Genomic DNA, 18,693 nt, shown 5'->3' with positions numbered 1-18,693 from the left:
AAGACGCATCATGATCCCGTTGCCGCTGGCAAGGATCGCCGAGATCACCTCGGGTGCCCTCACGGGCATGGCCGATCCCCGTGCGGTCGTGCGCGGTCCGGTCGTCATCGACTCCCGCGCCGTCGAGCCGGGGTCGTTGTTCGTCGCCATCAAGGGCGACCGGGTCGACGGGCACGACTTCGCCGCCCAGGCCGTGGAGGCCGGGGCCGTCGCCGTGCTGGCGTCCCGGCCGGTCGACGTCCCCGCGGTCGTCGTCGGCGACGCCGTGACCGCCCTGGCCGCCCTGGCCACCGCGGTCTGCGCCGACCTGCCGTCGGCCACGGTCGTCGGCGTGACCGGATCGGCGGGCAAGACCACCACCAAGGACCTGCTGGCCCGCCTCACCGCCAGGATCGGCCCGACGGTCGCCCCGGTCGGCTCGTTCAACAACGAGATCGGCCACCCCCTCACGGTGTTGAAGGCCGACGAGGACACCCGCTACCTGGTGCTGGAGCTCAGCGCCAGGGACGTCGGCCACATCAGCCACCTGGCCCGGGTCGCCCCGCCGAAGATCGGCGTGGTCCTCAACGTCGGCACCGCCCACCTGGGGGTCTTCGGCGGCAAGGAGGCGATCGCCAAGGCCAAGGGCGAGCTGGTCGAGGCGCTGCCCGCCGACGGCGTGGCCGTGCTGAACACCGACGACCCGCTGGTGGCCGCGATGGCCCGGCGCACCGGCGCCCGGGTCACCTGGTACGGCCGGGCCGAGAGCGCCGACGTGCGCGCGGAGGGCGTGACCCTCGACGACCGCGGCCGCGCCGCCTTCACGCTGCGCACCCCGTCCGGGGCCGCCCCGGTCATGCTCCGCCTGTACGGCGAGCACGCGGTGGAGAACGCGCTGGCCGCCGCGGCGGCCGCCTACGAGCTCGGGCTGCCGGTCGCCACCATCGCCGAGGAGCTGTCGGAGGCCGAGCCCCGCAGCCGCTGGCGGATGGAGGTCACCGACCGGGCGGACGGCGTCACCGTGATCAACGACGCCTACAACGCCAACCCCGACTCCATGCGCGCCGCCTTCGACGCCCTCGACGCCCTCGCGGGCGGCCGCCGCCGCTTCGCGGTCGTGGCCGCCCTGCGCGAGCTGGGTGAGGAGAGCGTGGCCCTGAACGAGGGCGTGGGCCGCCTGGCGGCGGGCGCGGGCCTCGCGGGACTCCTCGTCGTCGGGCCCGACGCCGGCCCCGTCCTGGCCGGGGCCGCGGACGGCGCCGCGCCGGTGACGCACGTCGCCGACGCCGAGGCGGCGGCCGCCGAGCTGTCGGCGCTGCTGGCCCCGGGCGACGTGGTGCTGGTCAAGGGGCCGCGCGCGGCCGCCCTGGAGCGCGTGGCCGAGGCGCTGCTGGGAGGTGAGCGCCGATGATGGAGATCCTCATCGCGGCGGCGGTCGGCCTGCTGCTGTCGACGTTCGGCACGCCCCTGGCGATCCGCCTGTTCTCCCAGCGCGGCTACGGCCAGAGCATCCGGGAGGAGGGGCCCTCCGGCCACCACGACAAGCGCGGCACCCCCACCATGGGCGGCACCGTGATCGTGATCGCGGCGCTGCTCGGCTTCGCCTGCGCCCACCTCTACAGCCAGACCCTGCCCACCGTCTCGGCGATCCTGGTGCTGTTCCTGATGACCGGCCTGGGCGCGGTCGGCTTCCTCGACGACTTCATCAAGATCTACAAGCAGCGCAGCCTCGGCCTGCGCAGCGGCGCCAAGGCCCTGGGCCAGCTCATCGTCGGCGCGGTCTTCGCGGTCCTGGTGACCCGCTTCCCCAACTCCTACCTGATCACCCCGGCCGAGACCCGGCTGTCGTTCCTGCGCGACTTCGGGCCCTCCATCGGCATCGTCGGGTTCACGATCTGGGTGCTCATCATGATCGTGGGCTTCTCCAACGCGGTGAACCTCACCGACGGCCTCGACGGCCTGGCCAGCGGCGCCACCGGCGTGGTGCTGGCCTCCTACGTCCTGATCGGCAACTGGCAGCTCCGCAACAACTGCACCACCCAGCTCGGCCCCAACTGCTACTGGGTCCGCGATCCGTTGGACCTGGCCGTGGTCGCCGCCGCCGTGCTCGGCGCGCTGGTCGGCTTCCTGTGGTGGAACGCCCCGCCCGCCAAGATCTTCATGGGCGACACCGGATCGCTGGCCCTGGGCGGCGTGCTCGCCGGCCTGGCCATCACCACCCGCACCCAGCTCCTGCTGATCATCCTGGCCGGGATGTGCGTGGTCATCACGACGTCGGTGATCATCCAGGTCGGTTTCTTCAAGATGACCGGCAAACGGGTCTTCCGAATGGCCCCGCTCCAGCACCACTTCGAGCTGTCGGGCTGGGCGGAGACGACGATCGTGGTCCGCTTCTGGCTCATCGCCGGGCTCTGCGCCGCCGCCGGTCTCGGCCTGTTCTACGTCGAATGGATGCCCAAGTCATGAGTGAGGCGCCCACGCCCGCGCGGCCGGCGGAGGTGGCGGGATGAGCCAGGTGATCTGCGTCGCCGGCCTCGGGGTCTCCGGCACGGCCGTGGCCCGCGCCATGGCCGCCCGGGGCGAGAGGGTGGTCGTCCTGGAGGGCCGGGACGGGGAGGGAGTCAGGGCGACGGCCGCGGAGCTGGCCGGGCTCGGTGTCGAGGTCCGCTTCGGCGAGCCCGCCGAGCTGCCCGCCGGCACCGCCCTCGTCGTCGCCACCGGCTGGCCGCCGCACCACCCGCTGCTCGTCGCGGCGGCCGCGGCCGGGGTGGAGGTGATCGGCGAGGTCGAGCTGGCCTGGCGGCTCCGCCCGGCGGGCGCGGCCCCGTGGCTGGCGCTGACCGGCACCAACGGAAAGACCACCGTGGTCCGGATGCTCACCTCGATGCTCGTCGCGGCCGGCCACAAGGCGCTCGCGGTCGGCAACGTCGGCACCCCCGTCGTGGAGGCCGTCACCGGCCCCGCCGACGTGCTGGCGGTGGAGCTGTCGAGCTTCCAGCTCCACCGCTCGCCCAGCCTCGTCCCGCACACCGCCGCCGTGCTGAACGTCGCCCCCGACCATCTCGACTGGCACGGCTCCATGGAGGAGTACGCCCGGGTCAAGGGTGAGATCTTCACCCGGGCGGGGACGGTCGTCCACAACGCCGACGACGAGTGGTCGGCCCGCCTGGCCGCGCCGTACGAGGCGCGGGCGGGCGGGCGCAGCGTGGGCTTCACCCTCGACGTGCCGATGCCCGGGCAGGTCGGCGTGGTCGAGGACCTGCTGGTGGACCGGGCGTTCGTGGCCGATCCGGCGCGCAACGCCGAGGAGCTCGCCTCCTTCGGCGACATCCGGCCGTTCGCGCCGCACAACGTCGCCAACGCGCTCGCCGCCGCCGCCATGGCCCGCTCCTACGGGGTGCCCGCGGCAGCCGTACGGCAGGGCCTGCTGGACTTCGTCCCCGACCCGCACCGGATGGCGCGGGTCGCGCGGGTCGGCGAGGTCGACTACGTCGACGACTCCAAGGCCACCAACCCGCACGCCGCCGCCGCCTCGCTCGCCGCCTACCCTTCGATCGTCTGGATCGCCGGAGGACAGCTCAAGGGCGCCGACGTGGAGGAGCTGGTACGGCGGGCCGCGCCCCGGCTGCGTGCCGCGGTGCTGCTGGGCGTCGACCGTGGGCGGATCCGGGAGGCTCTGGCGCGACACGCCGCGAATGTCCCGGTGGTGGAGGTCGCCGGGCAAGACACTGGGGTCATGGACCGCGTCGTCGCCGAAGCCGCGGGGCTCGCCGCCCCCGGAGACACCGTGCTGCTGGCCCCGGCCGGCGCCTCCCTGGACATCTTCCCCAACTACGGGGCCCGCGGGAGAGCCTTCGCCCAGGCCGTCCTGGAGCGCCTGGGCGGGGCGCGGGGCGGTGCCGGGGAGGGATGAGAGCACGCCTGCGAGATCCGGGGACGCCCGTCCGGCCGGCGGGGCGGGGTGACGGATGACCGCCGTGAACGATCGGCCGCCGGGCACGGCCCCCTTCAGGGGCCGGCTGGCGCGGGCGCGTGAGCTGCTGGCCCGCCCGCTGTTCTCCTACCACCTGCTGGTGGGCGTCAGCGCGCTGCTGATGGCCCTGGGGCTGATGATGGTCCTGGCCGCGTCGAGCATCCAGGCGCTTGAGACCAGAGGGTCGGCCTTCGCGCTCTTCGGGCGGCAGCTCATCTCGATGGCGGTGGGGCTGCTGCTGATGTGGATCTGCTCCCGGCTGCCGATCAGGTTCTTCCGGCTGGCGGGCTACCCGCTGATGGTCCTGGCCGCGCTGGGCCTGGTCCTGGTGCTGTTCATCGGCCAGGCGGAGCTGGGCGCGCAGCGCTGGATCTACATCGGCGAGCTCACCATCCAGCCGTCGGAGCCGGCCAAGCTCGCGCTGGTGCTGTGGGGGGCCGACCTGCTCGCCAAGGGAGCGCGCGCCGGGCGGATCGAGTGGCGCAGGCTGCTGATCCCCCTCATGCCGGGCCTGGCGATCATGGCCGTCCTGGTGATGCTGGGACGTGACCTCGGCACCACGCTGGTCCTGATGATGATCTTCCTGGCCCTGCTGTGGGTCGTGGGCGCGCCGCTGAAGCTGTTCGGCGGCATCCTGTCGATCATGGTACTGGCCACCATCACGATGATCACCATCGAGGGCTACCGCTCGGAGCGGATCAAGGGGTGGCTCAACCCGTGGGGCAACGCGCAGGACGCGGGCTACCAGCTGGTGCAGGGCCAGATCGGGATGGGCAGCGGCGGCTGGTTCGGGCTCGGACTGGGCTCCAGCCGGCAGAAATACTGGACCCCCCACGCCGAGAGCGACTTCATCTTCTCCATCGTCGGCGAGGAGCTCGGCCTGATGGGCACGCTGGTCGTGGTGGCCCTGTTCGGCCTGCTGGGCTATGCCGGCCTGCGGGTGGCCACCCGGGTGCGGGACCCGTTCGTCCGGCTCGCCTCGGCCGCCGCGATAGCCTGGATCGTCGGCCAGGCGATCGTCAACATCGGCGCCGTCATCGGCGCGCTGCCCATCACCGGCATCCCGCTGCCCCTGATCTCCTACGGCGGATCGGCGCTGCTGCCGACCCTGGCCGCGCTGGGGATGCTGCTGGCCTTCGCCAAACACGAGCCCGGAGCGCGCGAAGCTCTGGCGGCGCGTGGCCCCGGACCGGTGGCGCGGGGCCTAAGCTGGCTTGGCCTGGGTGGTCCGGCCGGGAAACGACGGCCGGTCCGCGAGGACGATGAGCGACGGGGCGGTCCGGCGCGCAGGCGACGGCCGGTCCGCGGGAGACGATGAGTGAAAGGACCGACATGAGGGTGGTCCTCGCAGGCGGCGGGACGGCCGGTCATATCGAACCGGCGCTGGCTCTGGCCGATGCGCTCCGCCGGCTGGACCCGAACATCGGGATCACGTGCCTGGGCACCGAGCGTGGCCTGGAGACGCGACTGGTGCCGGCCCGGGGCTACGAGCTGCAGCTCGTGCCCGCGGTGCCGCTGCCCCGGGCGATCACACCCCAGCTCCTGACGGTGCCCGGCCGGCTGGCGGGCGCCATCAACGCCGCCGCGGGCATCATGGACCGCGTCCAGGCCGACGTGCTGGTCGGCTTCGGCGGCTACGTGGCGACCCCCGCCTACCTGGCGGCGCGCCGGCGCGGCGTGCCGATCGTGGTGCACGAGGCCAACCCGCGGCCGGGACTGGCCAACCGGCTGGGCGCCCGGCTCACCGACCACGTGTTCACCGGCCACCAGAACACGCCGCTGAACCGCGCCGAATACATGGGCATCCCGCTCCGCCGCGAGATCGTCGCGCTCGACCGGCTGTCCATGGGCGACAAGGCGCGCTCCTGGTTCGGCCTGGAGGCCGACCTGCCCACGCTGCTGGTGACCGGCGGCTCCCAGGGCGCGCGCTCGCTCAACCGGGCGGCCCTGGCCGCCGCCCCGGCGCTGCGCCGGGCCGGGGTGCAGGTGCTGCACGTCATCGGCCCGAAGAACACGCTGGAGGAGGAGCCGCCGCCCGGCGACCCGCAGTACGTCGTGCTGCAGTACGTCGACCGGATGGACCTGGCCTACGCCGCGGCCGACTTCGCCCTGTGCCGCAGCGGCGCCATGACCTGCGCCGAGCTGACCGCGGTGGGCCTGCCCGCCGCCTACATCCCGCTCCCGCACGGCAACGGCGAGCAGCGGCTCAACGCCGAGCCGATCGTGCAGGCGGGCGGCGGCCTCATGATCGACGACGCCGACCTGACGCCGGAGTGGATCGTCCAGAACGTGCTGCCCATCCTGTCCGACCCCGAGCGCGTGGTCACCATGTCGGAGGCCGCCTCCAGGATGGGCCGCAAGGACGCCGACGTGGCGCTCGCCCGCAAGGTGTTGCAGATCGCGGCCGAGGGGAAGGGCAGATGAGCCGGGCACACGGTGCCCGGCGGGGGACGGGCCGGCCCGCGCGGCGGGCGGCGAGCGGTGGGCGGCCGGCGGGCACGGAGCGGATCCGGCGCGGCGAGTGCTGCCACCGGTGGGGGAACGAGACCGTCCGCGTGGCGGATGAGGAGTGGTGAACGGCCGATGAGCCTGGTCAAGTTGGTGGATCCGGTCGCGGCCGAGGAGCTCGGGCGCGTCCACTTCATCGGGATCGGCGGGGCCGGGATGTCCGGCATCGCCCGCATCCTGCTCAAGCGCGGCGTGCCGGTCTCCGGCAGCGACTCGCGCGGCTCGGACATGGTGACCGAGCTGCGGGAGCTGGGCGGCCGGGTGCACATCGGCCACGCCGCCTCGCACATCAAGCACGTCGACACCGTGGTGGTCTCCACCGCGATCCGCGACTCCAACCCCGAGCTGGGCGAGGCGCTCCGCCAGGGCCTGCGGGTGATCCCCAGGGCCGCCGCGCTGGCCTCGGTCATGGCGGGCCGGACCGGGATCGCCCTGGCCGGGACCCACGGCAAGACCACCACGACCTCGATGCTCACGGTGGCGCTGCAGAAGTGCGGCGCCGACCCGTCCTACTGCGTCGGCGGCCAGCTCGTGACCACCGGCCTGGGCGCCGACGAGGGCGCGGGCGAGGTGTTCGTCGCCGAGGCGGACGAGAGCGACGGCTCCTTCCTCATGCTGGCCCCCGACATCGCCGTGGTGACCAACGTGGAGCCGGACCACCTCGACAACTACGGCGATCCGCGCGCGGTCTACGACAGCTTCGCCCGGTTCGTCGAGCGGGTCGGGACGGCCATGGTGATCTGCGCCGACGACCAGGGGTCGGCGGCCCTGGCCCCGATCGCCCGCGCGCGCGGCCTGAAGGTGATCACCTACGGTGAGGCCGAGGACGCCGACCTGCGGGTGAGCGGGATCGTCCCCGACGGCCTGGGCATCTCCTTCACGGTCGCGGGCCACGGGGAGGTCAGGCTGGCCGTCCCCGGCCGCCACAACGCGCTCAACGCCACCGCGGTCATCGCGGTGGCGGCGGAGCTGGGGGTCTCCTTCGACGAGATACGCGACGGTCTGGCCGCCTTCACCGGCGCCAAGCGCCGCTTCGAGGCCAAGGGCGAGGCCGGGGGAGTGGCGGTCTTCGACAGCTACGCCCACCACCCGACCGAGCTCGCCGCCGACCTGCGCGCGGCGCGGGACGTGGTGGCCTCCTTCTCCGGCTCCGGCAGGGTCATCGCGGTCTTCCAGCCGCACCTCTACTCGCGCACCAGGTTCTTCGCCGACGAGTTCGGCGTCGCCCTGGGCCTGGCCGACGAGGCCATCGTGCTGGACGTCTACGGCGCCCGTGAAGACCCCGAGCCGGGCGTCTCCGGGGCCCTGGTGGCGGGCAAGGTGCCGCTGCCGTCGGGTCAGGTGACCTACGCGCCGCAGCGGGAGGCGGTCCCCGCCCTGGTGGCCGACCGGGCCCGGCCCGGAGACATCGTGCTCACCATGGGGGCGGGGGACGTGACCGAGCTGGGCCCCCGCATCGTGGCGGAGCTGGCCGCCCGGTGACCCGCGGCAGGGGTCGCGGGGCGCCGGAGCCCGGGCCGCCCGACGGGGTGAGACGGTGAACGCGGTGTGGCGGTCGGCCTTCCTGGCCCTGCTCACGGTGGGGGTGGTGGGCACCGCCGCCTGGCTGGTGTTCTTCTCGTCGGTGCTCGGGGTCCGCGACATCCGGGTCGCGGGCAACCTCGGCATCCCCGCCCAGCAGATCCAGCTGGCGACGGGGGTGCCCGAGGGCAGGCCCCTGGCCATCGTGGACGTGGACGAGGTCGAGGCGCGGATCAAGAGGATCCGGCAGGTCGAGTCGGTGAGCGTCAGCCGCAACTGGCCGGGCACGCTGGTGGTCGAGATCGTGGAGCGCGAGCCGGTGGCGGTGGTGCCGGTCGGCCCCAAGTTCGCGCTCATGGACCGGCACGGTGTGATGACGGAGGTCAGGGACGTCGCGCCGCCGTCGCTCCCGCTGCTGCGCGTGGACCGCCCGCAGCCCGGCGATCCGGCGACCGGCGCCGCGCTGACCGTCATCCAGGCGCTGTCGGCGGATCTGACCCGGCGGATCGCGGAAGTGCTCGCGCCCTCGCCCGAGACCGTCTCGCTGCGCCTGAAGGACGGCCGGACGGTCGTGTGGGGCGGTCCGGACCGTCCGGCGGACAAGGCGAACATCCTTCTCACGCTGCTGAAACGTCCGGCGGACACCTATGACGTGAGCTCGCCCGACGTCGTGACGGTGAAGTGATCTCATCCACCGTCGCGCCTTCCCCGAAAAGGACGGCCCGCGACACGCCGGGCGCGCTTGCGGCGCGGTTAGTTGACCCGCCTGGAGCGCAACTCCTACTGTCCGTATCACTCCTCAGGTTGACATAAATCTAAATCTCAACTTGAGGGTGAGGGTTTTGGAAACGACGGCACGGGCCCCGTGCCGCATGAAATTGCAAGTCAACGAGCGGAAAGGCCCCTCGTCGTGGCAGCACCGCAGAACTACCTCGCGGTCATCAAGGTTGTAGGAATCGGCGGAGGCGGAGTCAACGCCGTCAACCGGATGATCGAGGAGGGACTCAAGGGCGTCGAGTTCATCGCCATCAATACCGACGCTCAGGCGCTGCTGATGAGTGACGCCGACGTCAAACTCGATGTCGGACGCGAACTCACCCGCGGCCTCGGCGCGGGAGCCAACCCCGAAGTCGGGCGCAAGGCGGCCGAGGACCACCGCGAGGAGATCGAAGAGGTCATCAAGGGCGCCGACATGGTGTTCGTCACCGCCGGAGAGGGCGGCGGCACGGGCACCGGAGGCGCCCCGGTGGTGGCCAACATCGCGCGCTCGCTGGGCGCGCTGACCATCGGCGTGGTCACCCGGCCCTTCAGCTTCGAGGGCCGGCGCAGGGCGATGCAGGCCGAGGCGGGCATCGAGACCCTCCGCGAGGAGGTCGACACCCTCATCGTGATCCCGAACGACCGGCTGCTGTCGATCTCCGACCGGCAGGTGAGCGTGCTGGACGCCTTCAAGGCGGCCGACCAGGTGCTGCTCTCCGGTGTCCAGGGCATCACCGACCTCATCACCACGCCGGGTCTGATCAACCTCGACTTCGCCGACGTGAAGTCGGTCATGTCCGGCGCCGGCTCGGCGCTCATGGGCATCGGCCACGCGCGTGGCGACGACCGGTCGGTCGCCGCGGCCGAGATGGCCGTCTCCAGCCCGCTGCTGGAGGCCAGCATCGACGGTGCGCACGGCGTGCTGCTGTCGATCGCCGGCGGGTCCGACCTCGGCCTGTTCGAGATCAACGAAGCGGCCCAGCTCGTCTCCAACGCCGCGGCGCCCGACGCCAACATCATCTTCGGTACGGTCATCGACGACGCCCTCGGCGACGAGGTGCGCGTCACCGTGATCGCGGCCGGGTTCGACGAGCCCGCCGCGGAGGTCAAGGCCGCGCCGCCGCAGCCGGCCGTCCGGCAGCAGCCGGCTCCGCGCCCGGCCCCCGCCCCCGCGGCGACCGCGCCGGTCCGTCCGGCGCCGCCCACGGTGAAGGCCGAGCCCCGGCCCGAGCCGAGGGCCGAGCAGCCGCCGCCACCGCCGGTCCGGCCGGTCGTCAGCCCGCCGCCCCCGCCGGCCCCCGTGGCGGAGACGCCGCTCCCGCCGGCGCCGCAGCCGCTCCAGCAGATCCCCCAGGCCCAGCCCGCCGCGCCGGTGCACCTCCCGGCCGAGCCGGTCGAGCCGCCCCGGGTGGAGGAGCCGCCGGCCCCGCCGGTGTCGATCCCGCGCCCGACGCCCGAGCCGTCGCAGCCCACCCCGATCTCCGCGCGGGTCTCCGACCCCGCCCGGAGACGGCCGGTGATCTTCGAGGAGCAGGAAGAGGAGCTCGACGTCCCCGACTTCCTGAAGTGACATTGCTCACGGCCGGGGGGCCGACAGGTCACCCGGCCGTGACGGGGAGAATGGATTCCGCCGGTTTTTCGGTATTCGGACGGCGGAGACGTGACACAGACAACACGACATGATGAGATCGCGGCCGGTCTGGCCCAGGTCGAGGCGGAGATCGCCGCGGCCTGCCGGGCCGCCGGCCGTGCCCGCGAGGAGCTGACGCTCATCGCGGTGAGCAAGACCTACCCCGCCTCCGACGTGCGGTTGCTGGCCGCGCTGGGGGTGACGGACGTGGGGGAGAACCGCGACCAGGAGGCTTCGGCCAAGGCGCGCGAATGCGCCGAGCTGGGGCTCACCTGGCACTTCGTCGGTCAGTTGCAGACCAACAAGGCCCGTTCCGTGGTCGGCTACGCCGACGTCGTCCACTCGGTGGACCGTCCACGCCTGGTGAGCGCGCTCAGCCAGGAGGCGGTCAGGGCGGACAGGGAGATCACCTGCCTGGTGCAGGTCGCCCTGGACGGTGATCCCGGACGGGGCGGGGCGCGGCCGGCGGACGTGCCGGAGCTGGCGGACGCACTCGCCGCCGCGCCGGGGGTACGGCTGGGCGGGGTGATGGCGGTGGCGCCGCTGGGAGAGGAGCCGGCCAGGGCCTTCGCGAGGTTGTGGGAGATCGCGCAGGCCGTACGGGGGGTCCACCCCGGGGCCGACGTCATCTCGGCGGGGATGAGCGGTGATATGTCCGAGGCCATTGCGAATGGCGCGACACACCTGCGCGTCGGTACGGCGTTGCTCGGTCGCAGGAAGCCCTTAGTCAGGTAATGTCCCTTCAAGTGGACCTTGGCGTCCGCGTATCCAGATAGAGGTCGATCGGTGGTGAGCTCCAAGGGGGTGCGGCTACCGCCCCAGGGAAATCGAAGTAAGGCGGAGGAAGAAGTAGCGATGGCCGGCGCGATGCGCAAGATGGCGGTCTACCTCGGTCTTGTGGAGGACGACCGCTACGAGAGATACGACAGCTATTCCGACGACGAGTACGACGACTTCGACGACTCGCGGAAGGTCGGCGACGAGCGGCCTGGCACGGTCCACGACCGCGAGGACGACACTGAGGCGGGCGTGCCCGCTCCGAGGCCCGCGACGGCTGTCATAGAGCGCCGCACGACCGATCTGGCCCGCATCACGACGCTCCATCCCCGCACCTACAACGAGGCGCGGACAATTGGCGAGCACTTCCGTGACGGCACCCCGGTCATCATGAATCTGACCGAAATGGTTGACAGTGACGCCAAGCGGCTTGTCGATTTCGCGGCAGGTCTTGTCTTTGGCCTACATGGCAGCATTGAACGTGTTACCAACAAGGTGTTCCTGTTGTCCCCTGCCAATGTCGAGGTGACCGCCGAGGACAAGGCCCGAATCGCGGAACGCGGGTTCTTCAACCAGAGCTAGAGTTCCACCATGAACAGTGACCGGCCGGACAGGTCCTCGCGGGACCGGGGTGCGGCGGAACAGAGTGGAGGCGGGGACAGGCCGTGAGGGTCGTTAGCGAGATCTTGGTCGTCGTCCTGGCCCTCTACCTGGTTCTGCTGATCGGTAGAATGATCTTTGAGACGGTGCAGGCGTTCGCACGTCAGTGGCGCCCCACGGGGGTCGTCCTGGTTCTGGCGGAGGCCGTATACACGGTGACCGACCCACCTCTCAAGTTCCTCCGCCGTTTCATTCCACCACTCCGGTTGGGTACGGTGGCCTTTGACCTAAGCTTCACAGTGCTGTTCATTGTGGTCTTGGTCTTGATCCAACTCGTGTCCGCGCTTAGTTGATCGGGTACCGTCCCTCCGGACAGACTCCAAGCGCGCCAAGGAGACCGAAATGCCGCTGACGCCCGCTGATGTGCGGAACAAGCAATTCAGTACGACCCGGCTCAGGCCGGGCTATGACGAGGAAGAGGTGGACGCCTTCCTTGATGAGGTGGAGTCCGAGCTGGACCGCCTCATTCAGGAGAACGAGGAGCTCCGCGCCAAGCTGGCGGAGTGCCTGCGGGGCAAGGTGCCCGGCGGAATGGGAATGGCCATGGCGCCCGCCCCCGTCGCCGAGCCCAAACCCGAGATGATGATGCCGCAGCCGGAGCCGATGCGTGCCCCCGAGCCGGTGCAGCACCAGCAGCCTGTCCCCGTCGGCATGGGGATGCCCCCGGCCGAGGACAACATGGACACCGCGGCCCGCGTGCTCGCGCTGGCCCAGCAGACGGCCGACCAGGCGATCGCCGACGCCCGCCGGGAGGCGGACGAGACGGTGACCCGGGCCCGCCGCGAGGCCGACGACATCCTCGGCAAGGCGCGCCGCCAGGCCGAGCAGGTCATCGGCGACGCCCGTGCCCGCGCCGAGACGCTGGAGCGCGACGCCCAGGAGCGGCACCGCCAGGCCATGGGCTCGCTGGTGCAGACCCGCGACGAGCTTGAGCGCAAGGTCGAGGAGCTGCGCAGCTTCGAGCGGGAATACCGCAGCCGGCTGAAGCTGTACCTGGAGAACCAGCTCGCCGAGCTGAACGTGGCTGCCGAGGGCAGCGGCGGATTCCCGATCGTGGGCAGCCCCCCGGCGATGTCCCACGCCGTGGCTCCGGGCGGCCAGCCGACCATCCAGGGCGCCGCCAACCCGTTCGGTGGCGAGCCGCCGCAGCATTCAGGCGCCTTCCAGGGCGTTGACGGTCCGCACAACGACCGCCGGTAAGGTGACGGGTCAATTCCCCCCTGACCCGTACCCGGGAGTTCCTCTGTGATCCTTATCAGCGCTGGTTTGGTGGTCACGGCCATCGTCCTGCTCATCGCGGGGTTCGTGCTGGCCAAGCCATTTCTGGTCATGTGGTCGATCGCGGTCAGTGTGCTGTCCGCGGTCTTCCTGGTGATCGGGGCGTTGTTGCGCCGCCACGAGCTGTTCCCCGGCGGCGGGCGCGCCGGGTCGGCTCCGCTCCCGCCCAAGGGACCGGTCCCGGCCGGGCCGAGGCCCGCACCGCACCTGGCGCCGGACCCGCATGCCCCCTCGGCCCCCCGGCCGACGGCTCCGCACGGCATGCGGCAGACGGCGGCCGCGCCCCAGCCCCGGCCGAACCCGGTGGCCGGGCCGGCCCCCGCCGCCAGGCGGGGCCTCCTGGACGCCGAGGCGATCGTCCTGGTGATCCCGGGGCGTAAGCGATATCACCTCGCCGGCTGCCGGCAGCTCGTCGGCAGGGATCATGAGGAGCTGACGCACGAGGAGGCGCGGGAGGAGGGCTTCACGCCCTGCACCACGTGTCTGCCCGAGTTCACCGGCGGGCTCCAGCCTCAGGACGCCCCCGCCGGATCCCAGGAGCCGCCCGCGTCCCGGGCCTCCCAGGAGTCCGGCCCCTCCGGCGGCACCGATGTCCACGGGCCCACCGCCCGTTTCAGCCCGCCGTACCGGCCTGTCCCTCCGGCCGGCCCGAAGGAGGGCGCGACCGGGGTGACCCGGCCCCACCTCCAGGACGCCCCCGCCCCCCAGGAGCAGACGCGGCCCCAGGAGCCGGTGGACCCGCCGCTCCGCGCCGCGGCGGCCGCGGCCCGGCCCTCTCCGGCCGCCGAGCCGGAGACCCCCGACGACTCCAACGCGACCAGCTGGTTCAGCCGCGACCTGGCCAGGTCCGCCGCCGGGCAGGCGCCCCAGGCCGACCCCTCGGATTCCGGTGACACACCCGAGCCCGAGCCGGCCTCCGCCGAGGACGAGGCTCCGGTGGCGTCGTCCGGATCCGTCTCCGCCAAGCCCGCTTCCGCTTCTGCCAAGCCCGTCTCTGCCGAGCCCGCTTCCGCCGAGCCCGTCTCCGCCGCCTCCGAGGGTTCTGCCGGAGCCGTCGGGGCCGGGTCCGGCGTCCCCGCCGGGCGTGGGCCCGCCGGGGCCGAGGAGGACGTCGAGCGGCCGGAGACCGGGTCTCCCGAGCCCGCCGGGGACGAGGGTCCGGCCACGGCCGACGGCCCCGCCGAGCGCGGGTCCGCCGCGGGCCAGGCCCCGGTGGCGTCGCCCGCTTCCGACAAGCCCGTCTCCGACAAGCCCGTCTCCACTGAGCCCGCTTCCGCTGCCTCTGAGGGTTCTGCCGGAGCCGTCGGGGCCGGGTCCGGCGTCCCCGCAGGGCGTGGGCCCGACGGGGCCGAGGAGGACGTCGAGCGGCCGGAGACCGGGTCCCCCGAGTCGGAGGGCCCCGAGGGCTCCGGCGTCCCCGCCGAGCCCGTCTCCGCCGGACCGGAGGCTCCCCAGGAGCCCTCGCCCGCGGAGCGTACGGCCTCCGATGAGCCGGACGGCACCCCCGAGCCGGTGGAGCCGGCCGACACCGCACCCGGGCGCGCCGGGCGCGCGGTGTCGGCCGACTCCACCTCGGCGGGGCCGCGGGCCGCGCAGGAGCCCCCCGGCGAGGACGACGGAGACACCGCCCCTCACGGGATCCCGGCCGTCAAGGACGGCCCGGCGCCCGGTGCCCCCGGGACCGTCAAGGTCATCGTCGGCACCCGCCGCTTCCACAGCTCCGCCTGCCCCCTCATCAAGGGCACCGACGACAGCGGCATCGAGATCATGTCCCGGGCCGAGGCCGAGGAGGCGGGCCTGACCAGCTGCTCGGTCTGCCGGGACGAGGAGTCCTAGACCGCCGGCCGGTCCGTCGGGACCGGCCAATGAGGGCGGTCAGCCGTACGTGCCGCCGGCCACACGGGCGGCGGCACGCACGTACTCCCGGCCGCCTGGCGGAAGGGGCCCGGGAAACGTCCGTCGGGGCCGGCCATGGGGTGGCCAGCCGTACGGGCGGCGGAACGCGCGCAGGCCGGGCCGCCCGGCGGAAGGGCTCCGGGAAACGGTGGATTCAGGGGGCGGAGGCGACCCGGTCCGCCGGCCGGGAGCGCGGGCCCCGAGCGGTGTGACGGCCGCCGGAACCAGAGAGATCCCGGGCCGCTCGCCCGCTGTCCCGGAGGCGGCCGGCGGGCCGCCTCCGGGACAGGCCGATCAGACGGTCCGGCGGAGCTGGAAGGTCAGCCCGAGGTCGGCGTCGTGGTGGGTGGGCAGGTCGCTGTCGGCGCCCTCGGTGAGGGTGACGGCGAGGACCTCGCCGGCCACGGTGCCGCCCTGGAGGCGCAGAGCCTCGGCCAGGTCGGCGTCGGCGGTGGACCACCACACGTCGATCCGGTCGGAGATGGACAGCCCGGTCGACTTGCGGGCCTCCTGGAGCAGGCGGACGACGTCACGGACCAGGCCGGAGCGGCGCAGCTCGTCGGTGATGGTCAGGTCGAGGGCGACCGTCTCGCCGGTGCCGGTGTCGACGGCCCCGGTCTCCACCGCCCAGCCGGTCTTCGGCTGCTCGGTGACGATCACCTCCTCGCCGCTCAGCTCCACCGTGCCCAGCTCGCCGGCCTCCACCGAGACCGCCGAGCCCGAGCGGAGGGCCCGCGCGAGCTCGCCGGGGTCGGCGGCCGCGACGGCGGCGGCGACCAGCTTGGTCTGCGAGCCGAACCGCTTGCCCAGCGCCCTGAAGTTGGGCTTGACGGTGAAGGAGACCAGGTCGGCCTCGATGCCCGACAGGTCCTCCAACCCCTGCACGTTGAGCTCGTCGGCGATCAGCTCGCGCAGCTCGGGGGAGAGCGCGCCCCAGCCGCGGGCGCCGACCAGGGCACGGCCGAGCGGCTGGCGGGTCTTGACCCCGCTGGAGGCGCGGGCCGAGCGGCCCAGCTCCACCAGGCGGCGGACCAGCGCCATCTGCTCCGACAGCGCGGGGTCCAGCAGCTCCTCGGTCACCGTGGGCCAGGCGGCCAGGTGGACCGAGGTGGGGCCGCCGGCCTCGCGCAGCACGTCCCAGACGTAGTCGGTGATGAAGGGCACCACCGGTGACATCAGCCGGGTGACGGTCTCCAGGCACTCGTACAGCGTGGCGAACGCCGAGGCCTCGCCGGACCAGAACCGGCGGCGGGAGCGCCGCACGTACCAGTTGGACAGGTCGTCGAGGAACTCCGCCAGCCGCCGCCCGACCCGGGCGGTGTCGAAGTCGTCCAGCGACGAGGTGACCTCGGCCACCGTCCGGTGCAGCTCGGCCAGCGCCCAGCGGTCGATCAGCGGGCGCTCGGCGTACGGGGGGGCCTCGGAGAGCTTGGCGGGCGACCACGACTCGGCGTTGGCGTAGAGCGTGAAGAACGACGCGGTGTTCCAGTAGGTCAGCAGGACCTTGCGGACGATCTCCTCCAGGGCGCCGTGCCCGACCCGGCGGGCCGCCCACGGCGAACCGGAGCAGGCCATGTACCAGCGCAGCGCGTCGGCGCCGTGCTGGTCCATCAGCGGGATGGGCTGCAGCACGTTGCCCAGATGCTTGCTCATCTTGCGGCCGTCCTCGGCGAGGATCAGGCCGAGGCAGAGCACGTTCTCGTAGGAGGTCCTGCCGAAGACCAGCGTGCCGACCGCCATCAGCGAGTAGAACCAGCCGCGCGTCTGGTCGGTGGCCTCGCAGATGAACTGCGCCGGGTAGGCCTTCTCCAGCATGTCCGCGTTCTGGTACGGCGCGCCCCACTGGGCGAACGGCATCGACCCCGAGTCGTACCAGGCGTCGATCACGTCCGGCACCCGGCGCGCCTCGGCCCCGCAGGTCGGACAGGGCAGCGTGACGTCGTCGACGTAGGGACGGTGCGGGTCGAGCGCGGAGACGTCCTGGCCCGACAGCCGGCTCAGCTCCTCCATCGAGCCGACGCAGGTGATGTGCGACTCGTCGGCGGTGCAGACCCACAGCGGCAGGGGCGTGCCCCAGTAACGCGAGCGGGACAGCGACCAGTCGACGTTGTTGCGCAGCCACTCGCCGAAGCGGCCCCACTTGATCGTCTCGGGGTACCAGGTGGTCTTCTCGTTCTCGGCGAGGAGCTGCTCCTTGACGGCCGTGGTCCGGATGTACCAGGCGGGGAGCGCGTAGTAGAGCAGCGCGGTGTGGCAGCGCCAGCAGTGCGGGTAGCTGTGCTCGAAGTGGCTGCCGCGGTAGAGCAGGCCGCGTGCCCTGAGGTCCTCGGTCAGGCCCTCGTCGGCCTCCTTGAAGAACTGCCCGCCGACCTGGGGGACGCTGTCGAGGAAGCGCCCGTCGGGGCCGATCGGGTTGACGACCGGCAGGCCGTACCGCTTGCAGGTCGTCATGTCGTCGGCGCCGAAGGCGGGGGCCTGGTGGACCAGGCCGGTGCCGTCCTCGGTGGTGACGTAGTAGCCGAGCACCACGTAGTGGGCGCCGGGGATGTCGACCAGCTCGAAGGGGCGGGAGTAGGTGGTGTGCTCCAGCTCCGCGCCCTGGAAGGTGGCCAGCACCTGCGCGCCCTCGCCCAGCGCGGAGGTCAGCAGCTGCTCGGCCACCACCAGCACCTCGTCGGACCCGGCGGGGCGCGCCGCGACGTAGGTCACGTCGGGGTGCACGGCCACCGCGGTGTTGGAGACCAGCGTCCACGGCGTGGTGGTCCAGATCAGCAGCGAGGCGCCGAGCTCGGCCAGCGGGCCCGAGGTGACGGGCATGCGGACGTAGACGGACGGGCTGGAGACGGTCTCGTAGCCGCCCGGCTGGCCCAGCTCGTGGTCGGACAGGCCGGTGCCGCAGCGGGGACAGTAGGGGGTGATCCGGAAGTCGCGGAACAGCAGGTCCTTGTCGAAGATGACCTTGAGCGACCACCAGACGGACTCCACGTAGGCCGGGTCCATCGTGCGGTAGGCCTGGGACAGGTCGATCCAGTAGCCCATCCGCTCGGTCATCTCTTCGAAGGCGTCCACGTGCCGCAGCACCGACTCGCGGCAGCGGGCGTTGAACTCGGCGACGCCGTACGCCTCGATGTCCTTCTTGCCGCTGAGGCCGAGTTCCTTCTCGACGGCGACCTCGACGGGCAGGCCGTGGCAGTCCCAGCCCGCCTTGCGGGGCACGCTGTAGCCCTGCATCGATTTGTAGCGGGGGAAGAGGTCCTTGAACACCCGGGCCTCGACGTGGTGCACACCGGGCATGCCGTTGGCGGTGGGCGGGCCCTCGTAGAAGACCCAGCTGGGGCCGTCGGCGTTCTGCTCGACCGAACGCTCGAAGACCTTTCCGTCCCGCCAGCGGTCGAGCACCTCATGTTCGAGCGCGGGCAGGTCGACCTGCGCGGGAAGAGAGCGGAAATAGGCGGACATGACGGGCGGGACCTCCACGCTGGTGCTGGCAGTGGCGTGGAGGGACGAGACCTCTCGGGCCCCGCGGTACCACCCTCCTTGACCTTCACAGGGGAAGGCCCTCTTCCTTTGGTCCGCTGCCGGGTCTACTGGGCCGTGAAGGCCGTTCTTCCGGCGGCTCCGGGGTGATTTTCCCTCCGGGTCTCGCCCCGGGCTCACACCATCCCCGGGTCGCTCGTGCGAGGGGCACGGAGGTAGTTGTCCCCATCAACGC

14 protein-coding genes are annotated in these 18,693 nt (G+C 72.6%); 13 read left to right on the top strand and 1 reads right to left on the bottom strand.

Going from position 1 to position 18,693, the window contains the following annotated elements:
- The first annotated feature begins 10 nt into the window (after positions 1-10).
- From ACZ6R6_RS07005 to ACZ6R6_RS06945, 13 genes are all read left to right on the top strand, one after another.
- Complete coding sequence (locus tag ACZ6R6_RS07005) at positions 11-1,390, top strand: UDP-N-acetylmuramoyl-tripeptide--D-alanyl-D-alanine ligase (RefSeq protein WP_470090845.1); 1,380 nt, start codon at positions 11-13, stop codon at positions 1,388-1,390.
- A complete protein-coding gene (gene mraY, locus ACZ6R6_RS07000; protein ID WP_306857761.1) occupies positions 1,387-2,445 on the top strand; it encodes a phospho-N-acetylmuramoyl-pentapeptide-transferase in 1,059 nt (352 codons plus the stop codon). Before ACZ6R6_RS07005 ends, mraY begins: the two co-directional genes overlap by 4 nt.
- 40 nt (positions 2,446-2,485) lie before the next feature.
- Positions 2,486-3,892 carry a UDP-N-acetylmuramoyl-L-alanine--D-glutamate ligase gene (gene murD, locus ACZ6R6_RS06995; RefSeq protein WP_470090844.1) on the top strand — a complete coding sequence of 469 codons (1,407 nt, stop codon included), beginning with the start codon at positions 2,486-2,488 and terminating at the stop codon, positions 3,890-3,892.
- 55 nt (positions 3,893-3,947) lie between these two features.
- Positions 3,948-5,270 (top strand): putative lipid II flippase FtsW, encoded by a 1,323-nt coding sequence (gene ftsW, locus ACZ6R6_RS06990; protein ID WP_470090842.1) that lies wholly within the window; start codon positions 3,948-3,950, stop codon positions 5,268-5,270.
- A gap of 14 nt (positions 5,271-5,284) precedes the next feature.
- Complete coding sequence (gene murG / locus ACZ6R6_RS06985) at positions 5,285-6,376, top strand: undecaprenyldiphospho-muramoylpentapeptide beta-N-acetylglucosaminyltransferase (RefSeq protein ID WP_470090840.1); 1,092 nt, start codon at positions 5,285-5,287, stop codon at positions 6,374-6,376.
- A gap of 159 nt (positions 6,377-6,535) precedes the next feature.
- Entirely contained in the window at positions 6,536-7,942 is a 1,407-nt protein-coding gene (gene murC, locus ACZ6R6_RS06980) for a UDP-N-acetylmuramate--L-alanine ligase (RefSeq protein WP_470090839.1), read from the top strand.
- 55 nt (positions 7,943-7,997) lie between these two features.
- Positions 7,998-8,666, top strand: a complete 669-nt coding sequence (locus ACZ6R6_RS06975; protein WP_470090837.1) for a cell division protein FtsQ/DivIB — start codon at positions 7,998-8,000, stop codon at positions 8,664-8,666.
- Between the two features lie 225 nt (positions 8,667-8,891).
- Positions 8,892-10,310, top strand: coding sequence for a cell division protein FtsZ (gene ftsZ / locus ACZ6R6_RS06970; protein WP_470090835.1), 1,419 nt, complete (start codon positions 8,892-8,894; stop codon positions 10,308-10,310).
- 90 nt (positions 10,311-10,400) lie between these two features.
- Complete coding sequence (locus tag ACZ6R6_RS06965; RefSeq protein ID WP_470090834.1) at positions 10,401-11,105, top strand: YggS family pyridoxal phosphate-dependent enzyme; 705 nt, start codon at positions 10,401-10,403, stop codon at positions 11,103-11,105.
- 120 nt (positions 11,106-11,225) lie between these two features.
- Positions 11,226-11,729: a cell division protein SepF gene (locus ACZ6R6_RS06960; protein ID WP_306857771.1), complete on the top strand. Its 504-nt coding sequence runs from the start codon at positions 11,226-11,228 to the stop codon at positions 11,727-11,729.
- Between the two features lie 83 nt (positions 11,730-11,812).
- Positions 11,813-12,100: a YggT family protein gene (locus ACZ6R6_RS06955; RefSeq protein WP_451932344.1), complete on the top strand. Its 288-nt coding sequence runs from the start codon at positions 11,813-11,815 to the stop codon at positions 12,098-12,100.
- A 49-nt stretch (positions 12,101-12,149) separates the two neighbouring features.
- The gene (locus ACZ6R6_RS06950) at positions 12,150-13,007 is read left to right on the top strand and encodes a DivIVA domain-containing protein (RefSeq protein ID WP_470090832.1); all 858 of its coding nucleotides are present in this window, start codon (positions 12,150-12,152) and stop codon (positions 13,005-13,007) included.
- Between the two features lie 66 nt (positions 13,008-13,073).
- Positions 13,074-14,921, top strand: coding sequence for a hypothetical protein (locus ACZ6R6_RS06945; RefSeq protein ID WP_470090830.1), 1,848 nt, complete (start codon positions 13,074-13,076; stop codon positions 14,919-14,921).
- Between the two features lie 354 nt (positions 14,922-15,275).
- Here the strand turns inward: ACZ6R6_RS06945 and ileS are convergent, their stop codons facing one another.
- Positions 15,276-18,440 carry an isoleucine--tRNA ligase gene (ileS, locus tag ACZ6R6_RS06940; RefSeq protein WP_470090829.1) on the bottom strand — a complete coding sequence of 1,055 codons (3,165 nt, stop codon included), beginning with the start codon at positions 18,438-18,440 and terminating at the stop codon, positions 15,276-15,278.
- Between the last annotated feature and the right edge of the window lie 253 nt (positions 18,441-18,693).

This window comes from Streptosporangium sp. NPDC048886, assembly GCF_055586905.1.
Note: the sequence above shows the minus strand (reverse complement) of the source record. Positions and strands in the feature narration are given on the sequence as shown.

Coding starts and splice junctions, on each gene's coding strand:
- ACZ6R6_RS07005 (WP_470090845.1), top strand. CDS start 11: ATGATCCCGTTGCCGCTGGCAAGGATCGCCGAGATCACCTCGGGTGCC.
- mraY (WP_306857761.1), top strand. CDS start 1,387: ATGATGGAGATCCTCATCGCGGCGGCGGTCGGCCTGCTGCTGTCGACG.
- murD (WP_470090844.1), top strand. CDS start 2,486: ATGAGCCAGGTGATCTGCGTCGCCGGCCTCGGGGTCTCCGGCACGGCC.
- ftsW (WP_470090842.1), top strand. CDS start 3,948: ATGACCGCCGTGAACGATCGGCCGCCGGGCACGGCCCCCTTCAGGGGC.
- murG (WP_470090840.1), top strand. CDS start 5,285: ATGAGGGTGGTCCTCGCAGGCGGCGGGACGGCCGGTCATATCGAACCG.
- murC (WP_470090839.1), top strand. CDS start 6,536: ATGAGCCTGGTCAAGTTGGTGGATCCGGTCGCGGCCGAGGAGCTCGGG.
- ACZ6R6_RS06960 (WP_306857771.1), top strand. CDS start 11,226: ATGGCCGGCGCGATGCGCAAGATGGCGGTCTACCTCGGTCTTGTGGAG.
- ACZ6R6_RS06950 (WP_470090832.1), top strand. CDS start 12,150: ATGCCGCTGACGCCCGCTGATGTGCGGAACAAGCAATTCAGTACGACC.
- ileS (WP_470090829.1), bottom strand. CDS start 18,440: ATGTCCGCCTATTTCCGCTCTCTTCCCGCGCAGGTCGACCTGCCCGCG.